At 59.5% G+C, this 24559-nt stretch carries 18 protein-coding genes, 1 tRNA gene and 3 pseudogenes; 12 read left to right on the top strand and 10 right to left on the bottom strand.

Translation table 11 applies throughout. The features are described from left to right. Positions 1 to 263: 263 nt before the first annotated feature. Positions 264 to 2321, top strand: coding sequence for a methyl-accepting chemotaxis protein (locus RHM58_RS03125; protein WP_201257117.1), 2058 nt, complete (start codon positions 264 to 266; stop codon positions 2319 to 2321). Between the two features lie 116 nt (positions 2322 to 2437). Next, a tRNA-Met gene (locus RHM58_RS03130) sits at positions 2438 to 2516 on the top strand. A gap of 131 nt (positions 2517 to 2647) precedes the next feature. On the opposite strand, the gene RHM58_RS03135 is transcribed toward RHM58_RS03130, so the two are convergent. Further along, positions 2648 to 3751, bottom strand: a complete 1104-nt coding sequence (locus RHM58_RS03135) for a DUF2817 domain-containing protein (protein ID WP_322269641.1) — start codon at positions 3749 to 3751, stop codon at positions 2648 to 2650. 166 nt (positions 3752 to 3917) lie between these two features. On the opposite strand from RHM58_RS03135, the gene ggt reads away from it, so the two are divergent. Then, on the top strand, positions 3918 to 5762 hold the full coding sequence (gene ggt, locus RHM58_RS03140) for a gamma-glutamyltransferase (protein WP_201257115.1): 1845 nt from the start codon (positions 3918 to 3920) through the stop codon (positions 5760 to 5762). Positions 5763 to 6005: 243 nt separating this feature from the next. After that, a pseudogene (locus RHM58_RS03145) lies at positions 6006 to 7159 on the top strand (Fic family protein). A 467-nt stretch (positions 7160 to 7626) separates the two neighbouring features. On the opposite strand, the gene RHM58_RS03150 reads toward RHM58_RS03145, so the two are convergent. From RHM58_RS03150 to ddlA, 3 genes are read right to left on the bottom strand one after another with little or no spacing between them, the layout of a single operon-like run. After that, a complete protein-coding gene (locus RHM58_RS03150) occupies positions 7627 to 7851 on the bottom strand; it encodes a hypothetical protein (protein ID WP_201257112.1) in 225 nt (74 codons plus the stop codon). Between the two features lie 43 nt (positions 7852 to 7894). Further along, a complete protein-coding gene (locus tag RHM58_RS03155; protein WP_201257111.1) occupies positions 7895 to 8239 on the bottom strand; it encodes a gamma-glutamylcyclotransferase family protein in 345 nt (114 codons plus the stop codon). Between the two features lie 33 nt (positions 8240 to 8272). Next, positions 8273 to 9367 carry a D-alanine--D-alanine ligase gene (gene ddlA / locus RHM58_RS03160; RefSeq protein ID WP_322269642.1) on the bottom strand — a complete coding sequence of 365 codons (1095 nt, stop codon included), beginning with the start codon at positions 9365 to 9367 and terminating at the stop codon, positions 8273 to 8275. 123 nt (positions 9368 to 9490) lie between these two features. Here ddlA and RHM58_RS03165 point away from each other — a divergent pair, with 123 nt between their 5' ends. Further along, a complete protein-coding gene (locus tag RHM58_RS03165) occupies positions 9491 to 10747 on the top strand; it encodes an MFS transporter (RefSeq protein ID WP_201257109.1) in 1257 nt (418 codons plus the stop codon). A gap of 6 nt (positions 10748 to 10753) precedes the next feature. Here the strand turns inward: RHM58_RS03165 and RHM58_RS03170 are convergent, their stop codons facing one another. Then, positions 10754 to 11395, bottom strand: coding sequence for a LysE family transporter (locus RHM58_RS03170; RefSeq protein ID WP_201257108.1), 642 nt, complete (start codon positions 11393 to 11395; stop codon positions 10754 to 10756). 154 nt (positions 11396 to 11549) lie between these two features. On the opposite strand from RHM58_RS03170, the gene RHM58_RS03175 reads away from it, so the two are divergent. From RHM58_RS03175 to RHM58_RS03185, 3 genes are all read left to right on the top strand, one after another. Continuing rightward, positions 11550 to 12359: an AraC family transcriptional regulator gene (locus RHM58_RS03175; protein ID WP_322269644.1), complete on the top strand. Its 810-nt coding sequence runs from the start codon at positions 11550 to 11552 to the stop codon at positions 12357 to 12359. Positions 12360 to 12435: 76 nt separating this feature from the next. Beyond that, positions 12436 to 12804, top strand: a complete 369-nt coding sequence (locus RHM58_RS03180; RefSeq protein ID WP_201257106.1) for a cupin domain-containing protein — start codon at positions 12436 to 12438, stop codon at positions 12802 to 12804. A 76-nt stretch (positions 12805 to 12880) separates the two neighbouring features. Then, the gene (locus RHM58_RS03185) at positions 12881 to 13309 is read left to right on the top strand and encodes a GNAT family N-acetyltransferase (RefSeq protein WP_322269646.1); all 429 of its coding nucleotides are present in this window, start codon (positions 12881 to 12883) and stop codon (positions 13307 to 13309) included. 133 nt (positions 13310 to 13442) lie between these two features. Here the strand turns inward: RHM58_RS03185 and RHM58_RS03190 are convergent, their stop codons facing one another. The 3 genes and pseudogenes from RHM58_RS03190 to RHM58_RS33915 form a co-directional block, all read right to left on the bottom strand. After that, positions 13443 to 14048 (bottom strand): flavin reductase family protein, encoded by a 606-nt coding sequence (locus RHM58_RS03190; RefSeq protein ID WP_201257104.1) that lies wholly within the window; start codon positions 14046 to 14048, stop codon positions 13443 to 13445. Between the two features lie 153 nt (positions 14049 to 14201). Beyond that, a complete protein-coding gene (locus RHM58_RS33910) occupies positions 14202 to 14633 on the bottom strand; it encodes a methyl-accepting chemotaxis protein (RefSeq protein WP_416195320.1) in 432 nt (143 codons plus the stop codon). 156 nt (positions 14634 to 14789) lie between these two features. After that, a pseudogene (locus tag RHM58_RS33915) lies at positions 14790 to 15518 on the bottom strand (PAS domain-containing protein); the annotation flags it as partial. Between the two features lie 241 nt (positions 15519 to 15759). On the opposite strand from RHM58_RS33915, the gene RHM58_RS03200 reads away from it, so the two are divergent. Next, positions 15760 to 17130 carry a gluconate:H+ symporter gene (locus RHM58_RS03200; protein WP_201206706.1) on the top strand — a complete coding sequence of 457 codons (1371 nt, stop codon included), beginning with the start codon at positions 15760 to 15762 and terminating at the stop codon, positions 17128 to 17130. A gap of 23 nt (positions 17131 to 17153) precedes the next feature. Here the strand turns inward: RHM58_RS03200 and RHM58_RS03205 are convergent, their stop codons facing one another. Next, entirely contained in the window at positions 17154 to 18467 is a 1314-nt protein-coding gene (locus RHM58_RS03205; protein ID WP_322269648.1) for an MFS transporter, read from the bottom strand. A gap of 168 nt (positions 18468 to 18635) precedes the next feature. Here RHM58_RS03205 and panB point away from each other — a divergent pair, with 168 nt between their 5' ends. After that, a complete protein-coding gene (gene panB, locus RHM58_RS03210; RefSeq protein ID WP_322269650.1) occupies positions 18636 to 19454 on the top strand; it encodes a 3-methyl-2-oxobutanoate hydroxymethyltransferase in 819 nt (272 codons plus the stop codon). Here panB and RHM58_RS03215 read toward each other — a convergent pair. Further along, complete coding sequence (locus RHM58_RS03215) at positions 19439 to 20836, bottom strand: PLP-dependent aminotransferase family protein (protein ID WP_322269652.1); 1398 nt, start codon at positions 20834 to 20836, stop codon at positions 19439 to 19441. The genes panB and RHM58_RS03215 overlap by 16 nt on opposite strands. A 182-nt stretch (positions 20837 to 21018) precedes the next feature. Here RHM58_RS03215 and RHM58_RS03220 point away from each other — a divergent pair, with 182 nt between their 5' ends. Together RHM58_RS03220 and RHM58_RS03225 are read left to right on the top strand one after the other, a co-directional pair. After that, positions 21019 to 22437: a short-chain fatty acid transporter gene (locus RHM58_RS03220; RefSeq protein ID WP_322269653.1), complete on the top strand. Its 1419-nt coding sequence runs from the start codon at positions 21019 to 21021 to the stop codon at positions 22435 to 22437. A 294-nt stretch (positions 22438 to 22731) separates the two neighbouring features. Next, a pseudogene (locus RHM58_RS03225) lies at positions 22732 to 24428 on the top strand (acid phosphatase). The last annotated feature ends 131 nt before the right edge of the window (positions 24429 to 24559 follow it).

Raw genomic sequence — 24559 nt, forward strand, 5'->3', positions numbered from 1 at the left:
CGCCATCCCCTTAGCCTGCTAACGACCTCGACGTTCATCGCTGAACGGGTGATAGCGCAACGCCATGGTCTGAATCTTGCCTTGCTAAACCCCTTCAACGCGGCCGCCTTACAAAGGCGACCGAGAATGGGAAGTTTCGCTACAGAGTCAGCCTACCGAGCTGGCGAGGGTGAACTTTCGAGGCCTTTTAGAGGGCACAAGTCGCGGTCGCAACGACCACGGCGCACGCCAATGGTGCGTGGTGTCCAGAGGAGTCATGGGGCATGCAGGCTTTTTTATCACCGGGGATCGGGCTGCTGGGGCGTTTCGGTTTCGCACGCAAATTTCAGCTGCTGTTTCTGCTGTTTATCCTGCCGCTGGCCGGCAGCCTGTGGATGATCGGCCAAGACTATCGCGACAAACTCCAACTGATTTCCGGCGAACGTGCCGGGGTTCGCCAGCTGCTTGCCCTGGATGCGCTCGACAACCTGCTCGCCGCTCAGCGTGACCGCGCCGCCCGCTGGCGCGCCACCGAAACCAATCGCCAGCCGACACCCGCCACAATCGCCGCCATGGGCGCGTTCGACGCGGTGCAGCCTGCCGTCGCCCAAGCCACTTCGGACCTGGGCAATGCCCTGAAAACCGAAGGCGCCGAGGGTGAAACCCTGACCCGCTATCAAGCCCTGCAAACTGCCCTCAACAGCCTCGACTCAAAAAGCCTGAGCAGCGTCGGTTGGTGGCCGGACGGTTACGATCGCTTCACCAACGCCTTGAGCGCCCTGCAAGCCCTGCGCGAACAGATCACCATGGACAACCGCCTGACCCTGGCGCCGTGGCTTGAAACCTATTTGCTGACCCAGATCTCCACCCAACACGCACCAGACCTGATCGAACGGGTCGGACGCCTCGCGGCGGTTGGCCAGGCGTCGGTGGTATCCGGCCAGTTCACCCTGCAAAGCCGTCTGCAACTGCGGGATTTGCGCGGTCGCATCGGTGATGCCCGCGAGCAGCTTGTTAAAACTGCCAGCCTGCTGGAAGCACGACTGCCCAGCGCCCTGCAAACCTGGGCCGGGCAGTACCATGACAGCCTCAAACATTTGGACGCGAGCCTGAAAGTCCTCGACGACGGCGTGTTCGGCGGCAGCATCAATCTCAAGCCGGATGACTTCGAACGCAACCTCGACTCGCTGCTCACCGACCTCGCCTCGCTACGCCAGCAATCGCTGGTGTCGCTGGATCAACGCCTGGATTACTACCACACCTCAGCCATCCGCCAATTCATCCTGGTGGCGACGATCCTAGGTTGCCTGTTGTTGGCCGCGCTGTACCTGTTCGTGTGCTTGCAGGCCTCGATCCGTCGCAGCGCCAGCGGCATCACCGTGCTGGCCGAAGCCTTGCGCGACGGCAACCTGAGCCTGCAAGTGCCGGTACAAGGTCGCGACGAACTGGCGGCAATCAGCACCGCGCTCAATGTCGCCGTGGTGCAATTACGCAACAGTTTGCTGGGGGTCGATCACGAGACCTTGCAGTTGAGCAATGCCGTGCGCACCCTCAACGATCACTCCAGCGGCGCGTTGGGGGAAGTCGAGGCTCAGCAAATTCAGATCAGCCAGATCGCCGCTGCCGCCACGCAACTGGCCGCCACCTCGCAAGGGGTCGCCCAGAGTTGTGAACAAGCGTCCGGCAGCGCGCAACACACTCAACGCATCGCCGCCGACAGCAGCCGCGACAGCCAACGCACCACGGCGAGTATTCAGCAGCTCAATCAGCGGCTCAACGACACGGCTGCGGCGTTGGGCCGAGTCAGTGAGCAAGGGCAACAGATTCAATTGGTGGTCGACACCATTCGGGGCGTCGCCGAGCAAACCAACCTGTTGGCGCTCAACGCCGCCATCGAAGCCGCTCGCGCGGGTGAGCAAGGTCGCGGCTTTGCCGTGGTGGCCGATGAAGTGCGCAGTCTTTCCCAACGCACCCAGTCTTCCACCGCGCAGATCGCCGGCACCGTCGACAGCCTGCGTAGCACGGTGAATGAAGCGGTAAGTCTGATGGAAGCGGCCTGCGGACAGGCTCAGTCCGACGCAGAAGCCGTCACTGGCCTGGGCGAACGCCTGGGAGAAATCGCCAGCGCCGTGCAGAGCGTCACCGACACCCTGGCGCAAATCGCCACCGCTGTCGAAGAACAAGCGAGCACGGCTGATGAGGTCAGCGGCAACATCCAGCAGGTCGATCAAGCCGCCGTCAGATTGCTGGAAGGCGCGCGTGCAGTGAACCTCGCGGCAGACACCTTGAGCCAGGGCAGCAAGGCCTTGAGCGCCAATACCGGCAGATTTCAGCTGCGTTGAGACCCCGCCCTGCCCCGATTTTTCGGGCCGGGGCGATAAGCAGTTGAAAGCGTAGAGAAATATTTTAGATTTACGCTTGACACATCGTCGTTACGAGCCAATAATGCGCGCCACTTGGCTACATAGCTCAGTTGGTTAGAGCATACGGCATTCATAATGCTGGGGTCCGGGGTTCAAGTCCCTGTGTAGCCACCAAGTACTAAAAACGGCTTACCGAAAGGTAGGCCGTTTTTTTATGCCTCGAGAAAAGTACCGTTAGCGCAGAGCTGCAGATGCGCAGGATTCCGGTTCTCCGCTAACGCTCATTCCAGAGAACCGGATCAGTATCAAAGCGTCGCCAACGCGGACAGCCCTCGCTCCCAAATCTGCCAGGTGCGCAGCCAGACCATGGACTGCCAGTCAGTGTCGGCCGGATAGAACTGCTCCAGCAGATTGAGCTTTATCCCGCGCCCCACCGCATCACTCGGATTGCCATGCAGATGCAGCCAATGGTCATCGCGCAAATGCCGATGAACGTCGGCCCCCGGATACGTCCCGCACTCAATCACAAACGGCATCAATCGCACGTTCGGCAAAGCATTGAGCAACGCCTGCGAGGTGTAACCCGTTGCGGTCGCCGCCACCCCGGTTTCGCTGGTGGTGTTGGCGCCGGTGTGCAAGGTGTAGAGCCATGGGCCATAAATGGCCTGGGCATCTGCCAGCGCCGGATAGGCCGCTTCGGTAATGGTCAGCAACATCGGATGACCGTACTCACCCGCCCCGGTGTGCAAGTCAAAGCACATCGCGACATCAGCATGGGCGACGTGTTTCTGAATGATCTGGTGCAGCATGCGGTTCGACCAGCTCGGCGCCAGACCACCATAGAACAAGCCATCAGGATGACTGTGCTGCCCGCCTTCGACAATCGACATCACCGCCGGCCAGCCATGCTCATTGATCTGCGCCTCAAGCAAAGCATCGGCGCGCTCACGCTCTGGGCCATGCAGTTCGGTGCTGGCATAAATCTCATGCAGCGCGGCGTAGGCCTGGTTGTCCGGCAATGGCCGCTCGAAGTTCAGGTGATTGCGGTTGAGGTCGATGTTGTCTTCATTGACCCGACGCAGCCACGCGGTGCCCCACGGGTTGATCAGATGGATCATCACCACCGCCACATCGGCCGGCAGCGAACGCTTGCCCAAATCCTGCAACCATTTGGTCTGACACCCCGAGCCATAGAAGCCTTCGACCCCGTGGGTCCCGCTCAGCGCAATCAGCAGACGCTTGGCGCCCGGGTCACCGAGTACCGCCACATCAGTGCTCAACGATTCACCGAACGGCCCTTTGAGTGGATGCGGATATTCGGTCAACGTCGCGCCGGCAGCGGTGGCCGCTGCCAGGAATTGCTCACGGAGCCCACGGTAACTTGGCTGGGTAGGAAACTCGGTCTGCATGTCTGCCTCTTGTTGGTTTTCTGGCCGCACTGTTGACCTCGACCCTACAGAAAATTGTCCCGTTGATGAAGGACAAAAGTGCCTTGGCTGCAGGACACGGTTTGCGTCCCACTCTGTCGGCCGATAAAGTCCCACAATCTTTTATCCCACGGACGGAGTGCCCCGCGTGTTCTCAGCCTTCCACTTGAGCCGCTATCGCCTGTCAGCCCTGTCGCTGATCGCCACCGCATTAACCCTCACCGCCTGCAACGCTCCGCCCTCCTCGCCTTCGGTCTCGACCTTGCCGGTCGCCCCGGAAGCCGCTACCGGTTTTCGCACCGACCTGCAGACCCGCTACGCCTCGAAACACATGGCGGCCGCGGCCAATCCGCTGGCGGCCGCTGCCGGGCGGGAGATGCTGCGTCAGGGCGGTTCGGCGATTGATGCCGCTATCGCGATGCAAGCAGTGCTGACGCTGGTGGAGCCGCAATCGTCCGGCATCGGTGGCGGCGCGTTGATTGTGTTGTGGGACGGCAAGAACGTGCGCACCTACGATGGGCGCGAAACTGCACCGGCCGGCGCCACCGAAAAGCTTTTCCTGCAGGCCGACGGGCAGCCGATGCCGTTCACCCAGGCGCAGATTGGCGGTCGCTCCGTCGGCACGCCGGGGGTGTTGCGGGCACTGGAACTGGCCCATCAAAAACACGGTCGCCTGCCATGGGCGAAGCTGTTCGAGCCGGCGATCAAACTCGCCGAACAAGGCTTTGCGATCTCACCGCGCCTGAATCAGTTGATCGCTTCGGACTCGTCGATGCAGCGTTCGCCGGACATGATGGCGTATTTCATGAATGCCGATGGCAGCCCGAAAGCCGTCGGCACGCTGCTGAAAAACCCGGCACTGGCGGCCGTGCTTAAACGCATCGCCAACGAAGGTCCCGATGCGTTGTACAAAGGGCCGATTGCCGAAGAAATCGTCGCCAAGGTCCAGGGCCATAAAAACCCCGGCAGCTTGTCGCTGAATGATCTTCAAGGCTACAAGGCCAAAGAGCGCGCGCCGCTGTGCACCGACTACAAACGCTGGCAGGTCTGCGGCATGCCGCCGCCGTCATCGGGCGGAATTGCCGTGGCGCAGATCCTCGGCACCTTGCAAGCCCTCGAAACCCGCGACCCACGCTTTGCCCTGGCGCCGCTCAAACCGCTCAAGACCACAAAACCGGCGGGCATCGAACCGGCACCTGAAGCCGTGCACCTGATCTCCGAAGCCGAACGCCTGGCCTACGCCGACCGCGCGCAATACGTCGCCGACACCGATTTCGTGCCAGTGCCGGTCAAAGGCCTGGTCGACCCGGCTTATCTCGCCAGCCGCGCCGCCCTGATCGGCGACCGCAGCATGGGCACGGCCAAACCCGGCACACCGCCGGGGATTCAAGTGGCCTACGCACCGGACCGTTCGCCGCTGCGCATCTCCACCTCGCAAGTGGTAGCCGTCGATGACGAGGGTGGGGCGGTGTCCATGACCACCACCGTCGAAGCCGCATTCGGCTCGCACCTGATGGTCCAGGGCTTCATGCTCAACAATCAGATGACCGACTTCTCATTCATCCCCGAAGAGAACGGCCAGAAAGTCGCCAACCGCGTCGAACCGGGCAAACGCCCACGCTCGTCCATGGCGCCGACCCTGATCTTCGACCGCCAGAACGGCGAATTCCTCGCCACCGTCGGTTCTCCTGGCGGTTCGCAAATCATCGAATACGTCGCCAAATCCACCATCGGCCTGCTCGACTGGAACCTCGACCCACAAGCCGCCATCAGCCTGCCCAACTTCGGCAGCCGCAACGGCCCGACCGAACTGGAACAAGGGCAGTTCAGCACGGCGCTGATTCAGGCGTTGAAAGACAAGGGGCATGCGGTGAACGAAATCGACATGACCAGCGGAACCCAGGCGATTGTTCGGGTGAAGGATGCGCAGGGGAAAGCGTCGTTGGCGGGCGGGGCGGATCCGCGGCGTGAGGGGGAAGCGCTGGGGGATTGAGTCGTACGCTGGAATGAGAAAGGGCTTACCGGGAGGTAGGCCTTTTTTTGTTACTCACCACGATTCGAGTGGAGCACGCCGCCACCAACCGTATTTTTTCATTTATCTGCTTACAGTTTTTGACTTAACGCAGAGAACGAATAGAGATAATTTTCACACCGCAGTAATAAATGGCCTTATAAATAGGGCCTATTGAGGACCTCATTAGAGATAATCTTCCGCAAACCTAGAGATAATTTTCACATGCCAGAATTTTCTCACCATGAGCTTCAGCTGCTTAATCCAACATTCGACTCCCCGCTGGTTGATGTGCTGAGTGAACTGGAGCACCTCCGCCGACTCAGGCTTGAAGGCGATACCCCTGCTCCTGTTTTTTTCAGCTCAAGGCTATTTTTCATACTTTGGAAAGCTTGGGATCAGCGCGAATAGAAGGAAATCACACGACCCTGGCTGACTACCTCGACAACAAAATCGAGGGAAAAGCGACAGATAGCGACCAACTGCGCGAAGTAGCCAATATCGAAAAAGCCATGGGTTACATCGAGGAAATCATGCAACCGGGTGAGCCTCTGACAGAACGGATCATTCGCGAAATCCACGCGATGACCGTCCAGGAGTTAGAGCGCGAAGGTGACAGAACTCCAGGTGCTTATCGCCAGACCCCTGTTCGTATTGCACAGTCGCAGCATCTTCCACCCGAAGCCTTTCAGGTCCCGGGATACATGCAAGAACTGGTGGCTTTCGTTAACCACGATGACCTGCCCAAATACGATCTGATGAAAGTCGCCTTGGCTCACCATAGGTTTGGATGGATTCACCCGTTCGGGAATGGCAATGGTCGCGTGGTGAGACTGCTCACTTATGCACTCCTGATGAAGTACGGATTTAACGTAAACACTGGCGGAAGAGTGCTAAATCCAACAGCCGTTTTCTGTAACGACCGAGAGCGCTATTACGAAATGCTAGGCGTTGCTGACACCGGCACTACAGTAGGCCTGGAAGCATGGTGTACCTATGTGTTGGAAGGGGTGAAGGAGGAGATTGCCAAAGTTGATCGTCTAACCGACTACACCTACCTCAAGCACTCGATTCTTACGCCCGCCGTTGCATTCGCTCGTCAGCGTGAATGGATCACCAAAACGGAAGAGGCTGTACTGGATAAAGCGATCATTGAAGGAGTCGTTAAGTCTGCTGATCTCGCAACAGCATTACCGGGCCAATCAGCAGGGCAACGCACTTATCTCATCAAAAAACTTGTTAGCCAAGGGATGCTTCTGCCTATCAGCGAAGGAGCAAGACAGTACACCATTGGCTTCTCAAATAACTACCTGATCCGAGGCGTAGTAAAAAGCCTTAGAGAGCAAGGGTTTATTCCTGCGCCACTGGAAAATCCATAAAACAAAAACTACCAAAAAGATCTGCACGTTGAACACCCTAGATCTCTCAAACGAACAGGAGTATCGCTCAGCACTAAAGGAGATTTCCTTGCAATTTGATAATGAGCCAGAACCGGGCACTCCTGAAGCCGAACGATTTGAATTAATGATCAAACTGATTGAAAACCATGAAACTGTTCAGGTTACGAGCCCGCTCCCTTGAAATAGATTTTCTCAACGAACTTGACCTTTCAACCAGATCATTTGAAAAAGGTCACAAGCCACCCTGTAATGCAGCCCGCAGTTACGGACGCGGCAAGTCCCAAGCCTGGAGCTAACCACCAGCCACGTCGCCGCTCCAGGTACTCATGAAAATAGAGCAATCCTTTAGCAGCAATGAAAAATGTGGAGTCATGCCCTTCGTCAGTGAAAATTCCAACACCACCGTAATTCTGATGACCGGAACCTTGAAAGTAACACTGCAATACTCATGAAAGTTGATAGGCATCAATCGGATTAAGGGGGGCGTCTTTCTCTCCAGCCTTAGGAATTGGGCCAGAAAAGCCGATGAATCCGTCGGCTATCAACGCAGCCATGGGGTAGAAACCCCGATGATCTCCAGTCTTCCGCACCATAAGTGACATCAACACTCGCGCTTCAACCTCATTACGCTCGTATATGTACTTCAACACATCATGGATTTGTTGGTCCATTTAAAGTCTTCCTTGATCTAGATGAATAACGCGCCCTACGCAACTACACGCTCACATACACCCATGCTTCAATCCCGGACTCCAGCACCACACTAACGCGCTGGTAGTCAGACACTTCATAGCTATCAGCAGCCACCAGTTCTTCAGGTGTGATCTGAAACACCATCCCGGGAATCGGCGCGCTGTTGTCGCTACCGGGGCGCAGAATCGGGTGATGGGTCTTGCCGCTGGTGGCCAACACTTCGGGGTCGGTGATTTCCACCCAGGATTGCTCATACCCCAGCATCGCGTCGGCGCTGCCGGTCAGTTCGCGGCCGAAGTTGGCCAGTTGCACGGCTTTGTCCTGCAAGGTGCCGTAGGAAAACAGGTAAACAGTTGAAGCCGTCATCGATACATCCTTGATTGAATTTTTACACACGGCCTAGCGGCTGATTTTCAATGACTGCCGCGCCTGATGTTTCTCCAGCGCCAGGTCGATCAAGCGGCTGACCAATTCGCTGTAGCTCATGCCAGTGGCCTGCCACAGTTTGGGGTACATGCTGATGCTGGTGAAGCCTGGCAGCGAGTTGATCTCGTTGATCAATACTTCGCCGCTGTCGGTCAGGAACACATCGACCCGCGCCAACCCGGAACAGCCGAGCACCTGGAATGCCTCGACGGCCAGGGCGCGAATACGTTCGCTCGCTTCAACACTGATGTGGGCCGGCACCACTACTTCGGCGGCCTGGTCGTCGATGTATTTGCTGTCGTAGGAATAGAACCCGCTGCGCACCACGATCTCGCCACAGCCACTGGCGATCGGCTGGTCGTTACCGAGCACCGCGCATTCGATCTCACGACCGCTGACGGCGGATTCGATCAGCACTTTTTCGTCGAAGCCCAACGCTAATTCAACGGCTGCTGTGTATTCGGCTTCGTTGCTCACTTTGCTCACGCCCACCGAAGAACCCTGATTCGCCGGTTTGACGAACAGCGGCAGGCCGAGTTTGCCGTGCACCTCGGCGAACCCGGTACGCGCGGCGGTGGCACGGTTCAACGTCACGAACGGTGTGACCGCAATCCCGGCGTCACGCAGCAGGCGCTTGCTGATGTCCTTGTCCATGCACACCGCAGAACCCAGCACATCGGAGCCAACAAACGGCAAATCTGCCATGCGCAGCAAGCCTTGCAGGCAGCCGTCTTCGCCGAGGGTGCCGTGGACAATCGGGAAAATTACATCCACATGGCCCAGCAGCTCCTGGCTCGACGTTTCAACCAATTGCTGACTGGCCTTGCCCGGCACCACCGCCAGTTCTCGATTGGATTGGTTGAGAGCGATCAGGGCCGGATTTTCCTGGTTGAGCAGGAAGTTGGACGGGTCGTTGAGGTGCCAATGGCCTTGTTTGTCGATACCGATCAGCACCGGTTCGAAGCGCGAACGGTCCAGTGCATCGACAATGTTTTTCGCCGATTGCAGCGACACTTCATGCTCTGCCGAACGGCCCCCGAAAATAATCCCTACCCGCAGCGTGCTCATTGCCTGGCCTCATTGTGAACGTGCTGTTTCATACCATGGCAAAGCGCCGAAGTTAAAGACTGAAACTTCGCGCCGCCCCAAGCAGTCATTGCTAATGTGCATCCCGTCACCCAGAGACCGCCCTTGAACGCACCTACCGATCGTCGCAATGGCCTCTCCCTGGACGGGCTCAACTTCTTTCTCGCCGATGTACGCGACGGGCTCGGGCCATACCTGGCGATTTATTTGCTGGCCGTGCATCACTGGGACCCGGCGAGTATCGGTCTGGTGATGACCCTCGCCGGGATCGCCGCGCTGCTGACCCAAACCCCGGCGGGTGCGCTGATCGACCGCACCCGGCGCAAGCGTGGGGTGATCATCGTGGCCGCGTTGTTGGTGACGGTGAGTTGCCTGGTGCTGCCGTTCATTACCTCGTTCACTTGGGTGGCCCTGACCCAGTCCTTGAGCGCCGTCGCGGCCTCGGTGTTCGCACCGGCCATTTCCGCTGTTTCGCTGGGCATTACCGGCCCTCGGGCCTTTACCCGCCGCACCGGGCGCAATGAAACCTTTAACCATGCGGGGAATGCTGTCGCGGCGCTGCTGGCTGGTGGTTTTGCCTATTTGTTCGGCCCGGTGGCGGTGTTTTACCTGATGGCCGTGATGGCGTTGGCCAGCGTGATCGCCATCAGCTTCATCTCACCCCACGCCATCGATCACGACGTAGCGCGAGGCTTCGACCCGCAAGGGCCGGCCCATGGCGAACAGCCCTCCGGACTGAATGTTTTGCTGCACAACCGGCCACTGCTGATATTCGGTATTTGCTGTGGGCTGTTTCACCTCGCGAACGCAGCAATGCTGCCGCTGGTGAGTCAGAAATTGTCCCTGGTGAATTTGCAGATGGCCACGCCACTGACATCTGCCTGCATCGTCGCCGCGCAATTGGTGATGGTGCCGGTGGCCTTGCTGGTGGGATGGAAGGCCGATGTGTGGGGACGCAAGCCGTTGCTGCTCGCCGGTTTCCTGATCCTGCCGTTGCGCGGGGTGCTTTATACCCTGTCGGACGATCCGTACTGGCTGGTGGCCGTGCAATTGCTGGACGGTGTCGGTGCCGGGATCTTCGGCGCATTGTTTCCGGTGGTGATCAAGGACCTGACCCAAGGCACCGGGCGCTTCAATGTAAGCCTGGGTGCGCTGTCGACGGTATTTGGCCTGGGCGCCGCACTGAGCAATGGACTAGCCGGACTGGTGGTTCAGCAAGCAGGCTACAGCGCGGCATTCCTGACCCTGGCGGCGGTGGCGGCGACAGCCCTTGTGTTGCTTGTCGTGGCCATGCCCGAGACGCTGAATCGGACACCCGCCGCCACCCGTCCATCGCCGGATAAAGCCACGGCACTGACCTGACACGCTTCAGCGATTGGCCACCAAATGCGCACCAAACAGCAAGTAGCAACTGCCGGCAAAACGGTCGAGCCACTTGCGTGAACGCTCATAAACGCCCGCGACCCGGCGGCTGGCAAACAGCAGCGCGACGCTGCAATACCAACTGAACGACAGGCTTGCCATGGTCAGCACCGCCAGCGCCAGCAACATCGGCGGCGGTGAGGCCGGCATGGCAGTGGCGAAAATCGTCGCGACGAACAGCGCAGCCTTGGGGTTGGTCATGTTGCCGACAAAGCCGCGACCATAGGCCGACAGCAGCGTACGCCCTGCCCCATTCAGCGGATCGTGAGCGCCTGACAGCGCTGCCGGTTTGCGCTTGAACTGCTTCAAGCCCAGATAGATCAGGTAACAGCCACCGGCAATCTTGAACGTCAGATAAAGCGTCGGTGCCGCGCTGAACAGCGACTTGATGCCCAGGCCACCGGCCAATCCCCACAGCACCGTGCCCGTGGCGACGCCCAGCGCAGCCACTACGCCATGCTTGCGAGAGCAACTGGCGGCCAGTTGTGCGGTGTTGAAGAAGTTGGGGCCGGGCGTCACCACCGCGACGGTCCACAACAGCGCCAATGACAACAAGGGTGCCGCGTAACTCAGGTGAGTGATTTCCATGGGAAGGGTCGCCTGCTTGGCTTCAGAGAGTGTTCAGTACATTGCAATATTTGCTGACTGATTTCCACTTGTCCTGGCGACTCTATCCATCAGCAGACAGACGGGTTGGCACTGGGTTAACGTGTTCTGCATCTAAGTTCAAGACAACAGCATCATGGTCAAGCACACGCCACCCAGCGACTGGTTCCATCGCGCGCCTAACGTTGGCGGGCTGGAGCGTATCGAGGCGTTTTTTGCGGGTCACGGCTACGAACTCCACCGCCACGACACCTATGCCATCGGCCGAACCCTGGCCGGCGTGCAGAGTTTTCAATATCGCGGCAGTCGGCGTCACAGTCAGCCGGGCGGCACACTGGTGCTGCACCCGGATGAAGTCCACGATGGCGAGGCCGGCAGCGATATCGGTTTCCAATACCGAATGATGTACATCGAACCGGCGCTGATCCAGCAGATCCTAGGCGGCCAACCGCTGCCGTTTATCAAGACCGGCCTGTCCACCGATCCGCGCCTGTTCGCGGCCACCGATGTGTTGATGCGCAGCCTGGATGACCCACTCGATCCACTGGAGGAACAGGACGCGCTGTTCGATCTGGCGCACGCCTTGAGCGCAGTGTCCGGCACGTCCAGCAAGCGCCAGGGCTTCGACTATGTGGCGGCGGAGCGCGCCCGGGCGTTCATGCACAGTGCACTGGATCGCCCCGTGACCCTGGACGAACTGGCGCAACACAGCGGTCGGGATCGCTGGAGCCTGTCGCGGGATTTCCGTCTGCTGTTCGGCACCAGCCCTTACCGTTACCTGACCATGCGCCGCCTGGACCTGGTCCGCTCATTGCTGATTCAGGGCCAGTCACTGGTCAGCGCCGCCCTGATCGCCGGCTTCACCGACCAGAGCCACATGACCCGGCAGTTCAGCAAAACCTACGGCCTGTCACCGGCCCGCTGGATGAAAATGCACCGGCGCTGAGCCACGCACAATCGTTCAAGAATCACACCGACGCGCTGGTTATCGTGGGCCCGAAATCAACCCGGAGCGCCACCGAATGAACACTTACAAAAGCCTGAATTTCGCACAGAAAATCGACCTGATCGACCAACACTGGTCACCCCGGGTTATCGCTGAAATGAACGACTACCAGTTCAAAGTAGTGAAGCTGCTGGGGGATTTCATTTGGCACGATCACCAGGATACCGACGAAACCTTCATCGTCCTTGAGGGGCAACTTCGCATCGACTTTCGCGACGGTCACGTGCTGATTTCGGCGGGGGAAATGTACGTCGTGCCCAAGGGAGTCGAGCACAAACCGTCGGCTGAACAGCAAGTGAAACTGCTGCTGATCGAACCCAAAGGCGTGTTGAACACCGGAAGCGAGGGAGGTGAACGTACGGCGGTGAATGATCTGTGGATTTGAAAAACACTGAAAATGCGCAGACTGTGACCGTGGCGATCACTTGACCGACTTCCCGGCCGAAGAATAAGGACATTCCATGAGCAACTTCCCGAGCCTCGAAACCCCGCGTCTGCGGCTACGCGAAATCGTAAGCGCCGATGCGTCGGCACTGCTGGCGATTCACGGTAATCAGCAGGCCATGCGCTGGTTTGGCATGGACCCCATTACCGAAATCGCCCAGGCCCAGGCATTAGTCGACACCTTCGCCGCCTCACGCACGCTACCGAACCCCGGTATTCGCTGGGGCATTCAGTACAAAGAGCACGAAGAGTTGCTCGGCAATTGCGGCCTGTTCAAATGGAACCGAGAGTGGAAAAGCTGCTCACTGGGTTTCGCGCTCGGGCAGTCGGCCTTCGGCAAAGGCATCATGTCCGAAGCGCTGCAAGCCACGCTGGTCTGGGGGTTGAGCAGATGCAGCTCAATCGGATCGAGGCCACCGTCCACCCTGAGAACCAAGCGTGTTTAAAGTTGCTCGAACGCTTGGGTTTCGTCCAGGAAGGACGGCTTCGTCAGGCAGGTTTCTGGCTGGGTGAACATCACGACTTGCTGCAACTTTCGTTGTTGCGCGCAGAGTTTGAACCGTCGTCGATCAGCGTTCCTTAGTCAGACTCGCCCAGCGCTTTGCCATCCACCGGGTCGCCAATCTTCAGGAAGTGCCCACCAGCGACATGGTGCAGCGTGCGCAATGCGTCTTGCCCTTCGAAGTGCCAGCGGCCATCGCTGAATACACGTTCATCGGCCTGGGCGGCAATCACCTCGGCCAGAAACAGGTCGTACTGCTGATGATTGTGCGGCTCCGGCAGCAACCGGCACTCCAGCCATGCAACGCAACCTTCAAGCATCGGCGCCTCGATCAGCTCGCCGCTAAAAGTCTGCAAGCCATAGGCCTGGAACTTGTCTTGGCCTTGTCCTTGGGTTAATTCCAGGCCAGACGTCGAGCCAACGGTCTGGACGATGTCGGCCTGGGCGGCGCAAGGCACGTTCACCACGAACGTGCCCGAGGCTTCCAGCAGTTGCCGGGTCCAGGTGGACTTGTCCAGCACCACGGCGATTTTCGGCGGTTCAAAATCCAGCGGCATCGCCCAGGCAGCGGCCATGATATTGCGCTGGCCATCGTGGGCTGCGCTGACCAGCACAGTCGGCCCGTGATTGAGCAGACGATAAGCCTTGGACAACGGCACCGGACGGCGATGGGAAACGGTCATGGAAGTCTGCTCCGGGGAAATCGCCGATTGTAGCGGGAACCGTGATGCAGGCCATGACGAGATACGGTGGTGTCGTTATGAAAAGATCGCAGCCTTCGGCAGCTCCTACAGGGCTGCGATCTTTTCGCGTTTACTTCTATTTAAGCCTGCGAATCAAGTCGACAGCTGATTGGCAAACTGCCCAACCGCGTTCACCACTTTCTGCGCGCCGTCCTGAATCTCGACAATCACCGTGCCCGCTTCTGCTGCCAGCGCCAGGCCCTGTTCGGCCTGAAGTTTGCCGTCGGTCATGAGGCTTACGGCGTTGCGCGCCATGTCCTGGTTCTGCCGCACGACACCGACAATTTCGTCCGTGGCCTGGCTGGTGCGCGACGCCAATTGCCGGACTTCGTCCGCCACCACAGCAAAACCCCGGCCCTGTTCACCGGCACGCGCCGCTTCGATGGCCGCGTTGAGCGCCAACAGGTTGGTCTGCTCGGCAATGCCGCTGATGGTCTTGACGATGGTGCCGATCACCAGCGACTGCTCGTTCAAGGCTTCGATGCCTTCACCGGCGGTTTGCATGTGCTTGGCCAGGTCGCGCATCACGCTCACGGCCTGAGTGACCACCGCCGTGCCGCGCTGGGCGCTGTTGTCGGTTTGCAGCGAGGTGCTGTAGGCAATGTTGGCCGCTTCGGCAACCGCTTGCTCCTGATTCACCTGATCGGTAATCACCGTGGCGAACTTCACCACTTTGTAGAGTTTGTTGTTGGCATCGACCACCGGGTTGTAGGACGCCTCCAGCCAGACCGTACGACCATGGCTGTCGAGGCGCTTGAAACGCTCGGCCACAAACTCGCCGCTATTCAGACGGCGCCAGAAGTTCTGATACTCGGCGCTGTTGTACTCCTCGGGAAAGCAGAAGGTGCGGTGATGTTTGCCCTGAATCTGCGCCAGGCTGTAACCCATGCCGCTGAGGAACCGATCATTGGCGGTCAGCACATTGCCGTTGAGGTCGAATTCGATCACCGCCGTCGAACGCACCAGCGCGCCGATCAGGTTCTCGTGCTCGCGGGAGGCTTCGATGGTGCGGGTCAGGTCGCTGGAGTAAATCGAGAAGTGTTTGATGCGACCGTCCGCCGAACGCACAGGTTGCACGATCGAACGCAGCCAGGCCTCGACGCCATTGCCGCGCAGCAGACGCACGGTGCCGGCAAAATGCTCGCCACGGGTCAGCGCAGTCTTGAAGCGGTTGTGGAATTCGTCGGATTTCACATGAGCCGGCACGATGTCTTCGATCTGCCGCCCGATCAGATCGTTGCTCTTGTAGAGCATCTCGCCGAGGAAATTCTGGTTGACCGATTGAATCCGCCCGTCCGGTTCGAGCGTCAGGACCAGCATCTCGCTTTCCAGACTGTCCTTCACTTGCAGGAGGCTGGAGAGTTCTTCGCGAAGAGCGGACAGCTCCTGCTTCAAGCGTTTATTGAACATGGGAAAGCACCGAGGGCTGGGTAGAAAGCGGCATACAGCCTAACCATCGGCCGTCGGGATATTTTCTAAAGAGTGTTTTGGGTTTGTCCTACAAAAATAATGGCCGCGTGCCATTTAGTTTGCCGAACTCCCCTGCGAGCCGGTTACAAAACCCAGCGCTCTGCCCCACCCATATCAGGTATTCTCCGAACAAATTGCAACAACATGTTGCGACGGTATCTGCCCGATAAGGAGTCCCGTTTTGGATTTATCGACCGCTGCCTGGATGGTTCACGACACACGTTTGATCCTTTGCTGCCTGCTGGCGATTGCCACGATTATCGTGTTGATCAGCGCCACCAAACTCCCGCCCTTTCTTTCGATTTTGATTGGTACGTTCATTGCCGGTGTTGGCGCTGGTTTGCCGCCCGAAGATGTGGCCAAAGCGTTTAGCAAAGGCGCGGGGGCGATTCTTGGTGAAGCGGGGATCATCATTGCCCTCGGATCGATGCTCGGTGCGTTGATGGCCGAATCCGGCGCCGCCGACCGCATAGCCTCGACCCTGCTTGGCCTGGGCAAAGGCAAATCCTTGCCGTGGGTCATGGCGCTGGTGGCGATGGTGATTGGCCTGCCGCTGTTTTTCGAAGTCGGGCTGGTGATGATGGTGCCGATCATCTTTGTGATGGCGCGCCGTTCGGGTCAGCCGTTGCTGAAGATCGCCATTCCGGCGCTGGCCGGGATGACCACGTTGCACGCCTTGATGCCGCCGCATCCAGGGCCGTTGATTGCGGTTAGCGCGTTGCACGCCGACCTGGGCCTGACCATGTTGCTGGGTTTCAGCATCGCCATTCCGGCGGTGATTCTGGCCGGCCCGATCTACGGCAACTGGCTGTCGAAACGCATGCACGTCGATGAGCCAGCGGAACTCGGCGCACTGTTTAGCGCCCCGCCCAAGGCCCCGCGCCAGCCGAGTTTCGGGATGTCGTTGCTGATCATTCTGCTGCCGGTGTTGCTGATGCTCGGCAGCACGTTGGCGAAAGTCGCGATGAGCCCCGAAAGCTCCGTCGCCCTGACCCTGAAATTCCTCGGTGAACCACTGGTGGCGTTGGGCATTGCAGTGATGGCGGCGGTGATCTGCCTCGGCTGGGCCAATGGCATGCCCCGTGAACAAGTGGGCGGCACGTTGCGCAAAGCCCTGGCGCCGATTGCCGTGTTGCTGCTGACCATCGGCGCCGGTGGTGGCTTGAAGCAAACGCTGCTCGATGCCGGCATCAGCCAGACCATCAGCAAAGTCGCTGAAGGTGCACACATGCCGTACTTGCTGCTGGCCTGGTTGATCGCCGTAGCGTTGCGTCAAGCCACCGGTTCGGCAACTGTTGCGACCACCACCACGGCGGGCATTCTGGCGCCGATGATGGCGGGACTGGCGGCGACGCAAAGCTCTTTGGTGGCATTGGCGATTGGCGCCGGTTCAGTGTTTTTCTGCCACGTGAACGACGCCGGATTCTGGATGGTGCGCGAGTACTTTGGCTTGCAGCTCAAACAGACAATCTGGGTCTGGTCGATTCTGCAAACCATCGTTTCGGTGGTGGGGTTGGTCGGGACGTTGTTGTGGTGGCATTGGTTGACGTGATGGCCGCTCCGTCCCCGGGATAGTTACAGACAGGGAGCCACGCGGCGGCTCCCGACATGGGGCATGCGCGCGCTGAAATATGCCGCGCTGCCCACGCCCACTGCTCCCATCACTGTACAGAACATCACGCAGATCCACGGACTCCACGGCATCAGACCGATCAACAGCAGCGGTGTGATACTCGCCCACGCGGCGTAGGCAATGTTGTAAGTGAAGGATATCCCCGAGACGCGAATCCGCGCCGGGAACAGGCTGACCATCACCGAAGGCACCGCGCCGACCACCCCACAACTGAGGCCGGCAATCGCGTACGCCAGACCGATCCAGTCACCGCCAATGATCAGGCAGGTGTAGAGCACGCCGATGCCCAGCGGCAGCAGCAGGCTGTAAAGCATGACTGTGCGCCAGGCACCGATGCGGTCAACAAGCAAGCCAGCAAGCACGCAACCGACGTTCAGGAACACGATGCCCAAGGCGCTCAGGGCGAAGGTGTGACTGGCGGTCATGCCGAAGGTTTTCTGCATCATGGTCGGGGTGATGACCACAAACACCACCACGGCGGAGGTCAGCACGCAGGTGAGGATCATCGCCGGCCACATGGCCAGGCGATGCTCGCGCAGAACCGTGCGCAGCGGCAGTTCGACGGTCGCATCGCGCTGGGCCTGCATGGCCATGAACACCGGGGTTTCGCTAAGCCAACGACGCAGCCAGACACCGATCACCCCAAACACGCCACCCAGCAGGAACGGGTAGCGCCAGGCGTAATCAAGGATTTCTGCCGGAGTGAATGCCTGCGCCAGAAAGGTCGCGGTCAACGCGCCGATCAGGTAGCCAAACGTCAGCCCGGCTTGCAGGAAACCCAGCGCATAACCGCGATGACCGACCGGCGCGTGCTCAGCAACGAACACCCAGGCGCTCGGCACTTCACCACCCACCGCCGCCCCCTGGAGGATGCGCAATGCCAACAGCAGCAGCGGCGCGAAATAACCGATTTGCGCGTACGTCGGCATGATGCCGATCAGCAGGCACGGCAGCGCCATCATCAGGATGCTCAGGCTGAAGACTTTCTTGCGCCCCAGTTTGTCGGCGAAGTGCGCCATCAGAATCCCGCCCAGCGGCCGCGCCAGGTAACCGGTGACAAAAATCCCGAAACTTTGCAGCAAGCGCAGCCACTCGGGCATTTCCGGTGGAAAGAACAGTTGGCTGAGGGTCAGGGCGAAAAACACGAAAATGATGAAATCGTAGATTTCCAGCGCCCCGCCGAGCGCCGCAAGGCCCAGGGTCTTGTAGTCAGCACGGGTGAACGGCACCGGGCGCGTTTCGGTATTGGCAGTCATGAAAAGAACTCTGGCACAGGCAAAAACCAAGGCGCCCATGGTCTACGCAAATGCGCCACTGGACAACCCGATCAGGCCCCTGGGTTGGTTTTTAGCGGTTCTCTGTGCATTGAATTCACTGGCGCGACACCAATAATCGGGCACTTTCCAATCCACAGGAAAGCCGCCATGAGCAGCCATAACCGCAGTAAACGCCTGACCGTTCCCCAACTGGTAGCGATGAAAGGCCAACAGAAAATCGTCTCGCTGACCGCCTACACCCGCTCGATGGCCGAGTTGATGGACCCGTTTGTCGACTTCGTGCTGATCGGCGATTCCACCGCCATGGTCGGCTACGGTCGTACCTCGACCCTGGACATGAGCCTGGAAGAAATCATCGGCCATACCCGCGCGGTGGTGGCCAGCACCCGGCAGGCCTGCGTGATTGCCGACATGCCGTTCGGCAGTTATCAGGAATCGCCGCAACAGGCCTACCGCAATTGCGCCGAAGTGCTGGCCCGCACAGGCTGCGATGCGCTCAAGCTCGAAGGCGGCAAGGCCTTGGCCAGCACCGTGGAGTTCCTGGTGCAGCGCGGCATTCCGGTGATGGCGCACATCGGCCTGATGCCGCAATACGTCAACGTCATGGGCGGTTTCAAGACTCAAGGTTTGAATGATGCGACCGCTACGGCCATCGAGGAAGATGCTCGCGCGCACCTCGCGGCCGGCGCGTTCAGCTTGTTGCTGGAAGGTGTGGCCGAACCGTTGGCCCGGCGCATCAGCGATTTCTCGCCGATGCCGACCATTGGCATCGGCGCCTCGCCAGCCTGCGACGGGCAAGTGTTGGTGACCGAGGATGTGCTGGGACTGGGCGGCGACTATGTGCCGCGCTTCGTCAAACCCTATGCGGACGTCAGCGCACTGATCAGCCAGGCCTTCGAGTGTTTTGCCGATGAAGTGCGCAGCGGCCAGTTTCCGCAGATGCAGCATTGTTATGGCGTCAGCTGAAGCTCCTGATCAATCGCCTCGGCCAGCGACTTCACTGCTTGGCCGATGTCCTTGCTCCAGTCGACGGTGTAACTCAGGCGCAGGCAATCACCCCACAACCCCTGCTGGCTGAACAGCGCTCCGGGTGCGATCACGATGCGTTTGGCCAACAGACGCTCGTACACCCGGCGCATGTCCACCGGGTGAACTGATTGCACCCACAGCGTCGCGCCCCCGGCTGCCGCCACCACGTTGAGTTGGTCGGCGGCGTGCTCTTGTAGCAGACGAGTCATCTGCGCCATGCGCCCAGCCAACAGGCCGCGCAACACCTGTGTGTGCTGATCGATACGTCGCGAGCTGAATAAACGGGCGAGGGCTTTTTGACGGATTGGCGACAGGCGAAAGGCCCGGTCCAGGCACTGACGCTGCATCGCCGCTTCCTGTCCACGAATCAGCACATAGCCGAACGGTGCTTCCGAACCGATGACCTTATCGATGGTGGAAAACACCAGCAGCCGTTGGGGGTTGGCGAAATCACGGTAGCGCGACTGCTCGGCAAAGAAACCGAATTCGCCGTAGCTGTCGTTTTCGAACAACCAAACATTGCGCTCACTCAACCATTCACATAACTGTTGTTTGTCGGCCGCCGCCATGAGGCTGCCGTGGGGAATGTTCACCGTCGAAGAAAGCACTGCCAACGCCACAGGCTCACGCTGCAACACCTCGTGTATCTGTTGCAGGTCGAAGCGCCCGTCGGTGTTCAGCGGCACCTCAATTACCCGGATATTCGCTGCGTGCAACTGCCGCAAAATCGCCCAGGAACACGGCGACTCGACCAACGCCACGCTCCCGTGCAGGTTCAGCGCGGCCAGCGACATGTCCAAGACACTGCGCAGGTCGGCACCGATGTACACCTGTTCCGGCCGCCAGTAATGTTCGGTCGAACGGGTGTAGCGCTCAGCCAATACCGTGCGCAACTCGATCTCGCCAAACGGTTGATACAACGGCACGGCCGAACGCGGGTATTGGCGCGCCAGTTCGCGTTCGATCATCAGCAGTGGATTTTCCAGGGACAGCAACATCGACGGCGCATCGCTGCACAGCGCCAGCATGCCAGGCTGGCGCGCGTAGGCGTAAACGTTGTCGAGCAGATTGTCGGCCGGTGCCGGGGGTTGCATTGCAGTCGCAGGGCAGAAGTAGCCAAGTTTGGGTCGGGAAAAGACGCGCCCCGCATCCTCAAGCAAGGCATAGGCATATTTGGTGGTGGATACCGAGACATTCAGGCGCAACGCCAACTGGCGCAATGACGGTAGTTTTAACTCGCCGTCAGTCCTGGCCGAGTCAATCAGCTCGACCAGATAGCGATACACGGCCTGGTAGGCGAAAGCACTGTCCTTGTTCAATCGTGGTCATTCCTGAGGTTGGGCACGGCGCAGCATCCTCCCTTGGTGGACATGACGCAATCCGCACAAAACAGCAAAACAGCCCCGCAAAAAAACCTCGATTGATTTACTGTTGGCACCTGACCAGACGGGCCTTTGCGGCCCGGAACACCACAATAATCATAAAAATCCGAGGTACACCCGTGGCCGCTGATATCGACGATAGCCGCTATGCCCGTTTTGCCCTGCGCTGCTCAAGTTTTGCCGAGCGCTGGTTCCCCGATTCCTGGGTATTCGCAGCCCTTGCAGTGATCATCGTCGCCGTGGCGACCATGGCCATGGGCGCCAAACCCACCGACGCCGCCATGGCGTTCGGTGACGGGTTCTGGAGTCTGATCCCGTTCACCATGCAGATGGCGTTCGTGGTGATCGGCGGTTATGTGGTCGCCAGTTCACCGCCAGCCGTGAAGCTGATTGATCGCCTGGCGCGAATCCCGAAAAACGGCCGCTCCGCCGTAGCCTGGGTCGCGTTGATTTCGATGGTCGCGTCGTTGCTCAACTGGGGACTGTCGCTGGTGTTCGGCGGTTTGCTGGTACGCGCCCTCGCCCGCCGCACCGATCTGAAAATGGATTACCGCGCGGCCGGTGCGGCGGCTTATCTGGGGCTTGGCGCTGTCTGGGCGCTGGGGCTGTCCTCGTCCGCCGCGCAATTGCAGGCCAACCCGGCCAGCCTGCCGCCGTCGATTCTATCGATCACCGGGGTCATCCCGTTTACTCAAACGATCTTTCTCTGGCAGTCCGGCGTGCTGTTGCTGGCGCTGATTGTGGTCTCGCTGATCATTGCCTACGCCACCGCGCCCGGCCCGAATACCGCGCGTGACGCCAAGGCCTGCGGCATCGACCCGAGTTTCAACCTGCCACCGCTGCAACTACGAACGCGTCCCGGCGAATGGCTGGAACATAGCCCATTGCTGACGATTCTGCTGGTGTTGTTGGCCGGCGGCTGGCTGTTTCATGAGTTCTCGACCAAACCGGCGATCAGCGCGATCTCCGGGTTGAACACTTACAACTTCCTGTTCCTGATGCTCGGCGCCCTGCTGCACTGGCGCCCGCGCAGTTTCCTCGATGCCGTGGCCCGCGCGGTGCCGACCACCACTGGCGTGCTGATTCAGTTCCCGCTGTACGGTTCGATTGCAGCACTGATGACCACCGTCAAAGGCGCTGACGCCCAGACCCTGGCCCATCACATCTCGACCTTTTTCGTACAGATCGCCTCCCACGACACCTACGCGTTGTTGATGGGTGTGTACTCGGCGATTCTCGGGTTCTTCATCCCGTCGGGCGGCGGCAAATGGATCATCGAAGCGCCGTACGTCATGCAAGTGGCCACAGACCTCAACTACCACCTGGGCTGGGCGGTGCAAATCTACAACGCCGCCGAAGCCCTGCCGAACCTGATCAACCCGTTCTACATGCTGCCGCTGCTGGGCGTGCTGGGGTTGAAGGCGCGGGACTTGATCGGGTTTTCGTTCGTGCAGTTGCTGGTACACACGCCATTGGTGTTGTTTCTGCTGTGGGCGTTGGGGACGACGCTGGTTTATACGGCGCCGGTGATGCCTTAAATATTCTCAGGCGTTCATCGGTTCTACGATGAACGCCGCTTCTGTGGCGAGGGAGCTTGCTCCCGCTCGGCTGCGAAGCAGTCGTAACGCGCCCACCTCGTTTCTCCTGAAACAACACGGTTGCTGATATCAGGGCCGCTTCGCGCCCCAACGGGAGCAAGCTCCCTCGCCACGGGTTTTGTGTCAGGCATGCAACTGCGGATCAGATCCGACATCGTGTAACCTCCCCGTCACATCGCGCTGCTAGCGTCCCGCCGAAATACATTGCAACAATTTCGCGAAAAAGGAATTGGAATGAACGACGACAAAGACGGAAACGACCTCCCCTCCTCCGAAGCCGATCAACCCACGGATACCAGTCGCCGCCGCTTCCTTGGCGGTGTTGCCGTACTGGGTGTCGGTGCAACGCTGAGTGCTTGTGGTAATCAAGGGGACAGTTCCGGCAAACCGGTTGAACGCTCGCTGACACCTGCCGAGCTGGATAAAGCCCTGCAAGAAAACGTCAAAAACGTCGTGGTGATCTACGGCGAAAACCGCAGCTTCAATAACTTGTTTGCCGACTTCCCGGGCGTCGAAAAACCGCTGTCGGCGCTCAAGCCGGAGGAAGGCGCGCAGCAGGATCGCGACGGCAGCGCGCTGTCGACCTTGCCGCCGGTTTGGGGGGCATTAACCAAGTTGGCCCGCAAACCCTCGATGGCGTGATTTACCCCGCCGGTACGCAATTTCAGGAACACCTGCCGAATGCGCCGTACGCCCTCAAAGGCCCGCAAGGCGAAGACTTGCCGCTGAGTCTGGTGACCCGCGACCTGTGGCACGTGTTCTATCAGAACCAGATGCAAATCAACGGCGGCAAGAACGACCGCTTTGTCGCCTGGGCCGACTCCGGTGGCCTGACGATGGGCCATTACGCCCAGACTCGTTATTCATTGCGTTTGTGGGATGTGGCCAAGGAGTTCGTGCTCTGCGACAACTTCTTCCAGGGGGCATTCGGTGGCTCGTACCTGAACCATCAATACCTGATCAGCGCCCAGGTGCCGTTCTACCCGGATGCTGCCAATTCGATCGCCAAGCCGCAGATCGCCACGCTGCAAAGCGATGACCCGACCGACAATCGCCTCAAGCCGCTGGACGCCTCGCCCGCCAGCGCCATGACTGGCCCGCCGCAGTTCGGCCCAAGCCTATTGACGCCGGATGGCTACGCGGTAAACACCATGGCGCCGCCCTATTGGCCGACCTGGATCCGCGATCCCGAGCGCCCGGACTACGCCAAACCTTTGCCGAGCGTGCTGGTACCACAAACCCACGACCACATCGGCGACAAGCTCTCGAAAAAGAATGTCGACTGGGCCTGGTACGGCGGCGCATGGCAAGCCACGATCGAGGAGTACAAGGATTCGGGCGCCATTCCGAAGATCCCGAATTTCCAGTACCACCATCAGCCGTTCAACTACTTCAAGCGCCAAGGTCCGGAAAACCCGGCCGAGCGCGCCAAGCGCTTGCGCGATGGCGGTTTGGGCGATGAGTCGAGCACCAACAAGTTCCTGGCCGACGCCGAAGCCGGCAAGCTGCCCGCGGTGACGTTCTACAAACCCCAGGGCAACCTGAACATGCACGCCGGTTACGCCGACATCGCGTCGGGCGACCGGCATATCGTCCGCGCACTGAAAGTGCTGCAGCAAAGTCCGCAATGGAAAAACATGGTGGTGGTGATCACCGTCGACGAGAACGGCGGCTGGTGGGACCACGTTGCCCCGCCCAAAGGCGATCGCTGGGGCCCGGGAACGCGTATTCCGGCCCTGGTAATTTCACCGTTCTCGCGCAAGGGCACGGTGGATCACACGGTGTATGACACCGCTTCGATCCTGCGGCTGATCACTCGCACCTTTCAACTGGAAACCCTCGACGGGATCAAAATGCGTGATGACGCGATGATCGCCCGGGGCCAGAAGCCGATGGGGGATTTGACCAACGCTCTGCATTTTCCGGGTTGATTGATTGAAGATCAAAAGATCGCAGCCTTCGGCAACTCTTACGGGGGAATGTCATCGGCTGCGATTTTTTGCGTGGGTACTGGACCGCTCGACACATCTGGTTTCAGTATGGAGGCGCCCCGCCTACGAGG

Origin of the sequence: Pseudomonas sp. 10S4 (genome assembly GCF_034344865.1) — a bacterium.
GTDB lineage: Bacteria > Pseudomonadota > Gammaproteobacteria > Pseudomonadales > Pseudomonadaceae > Aquipseudomonas.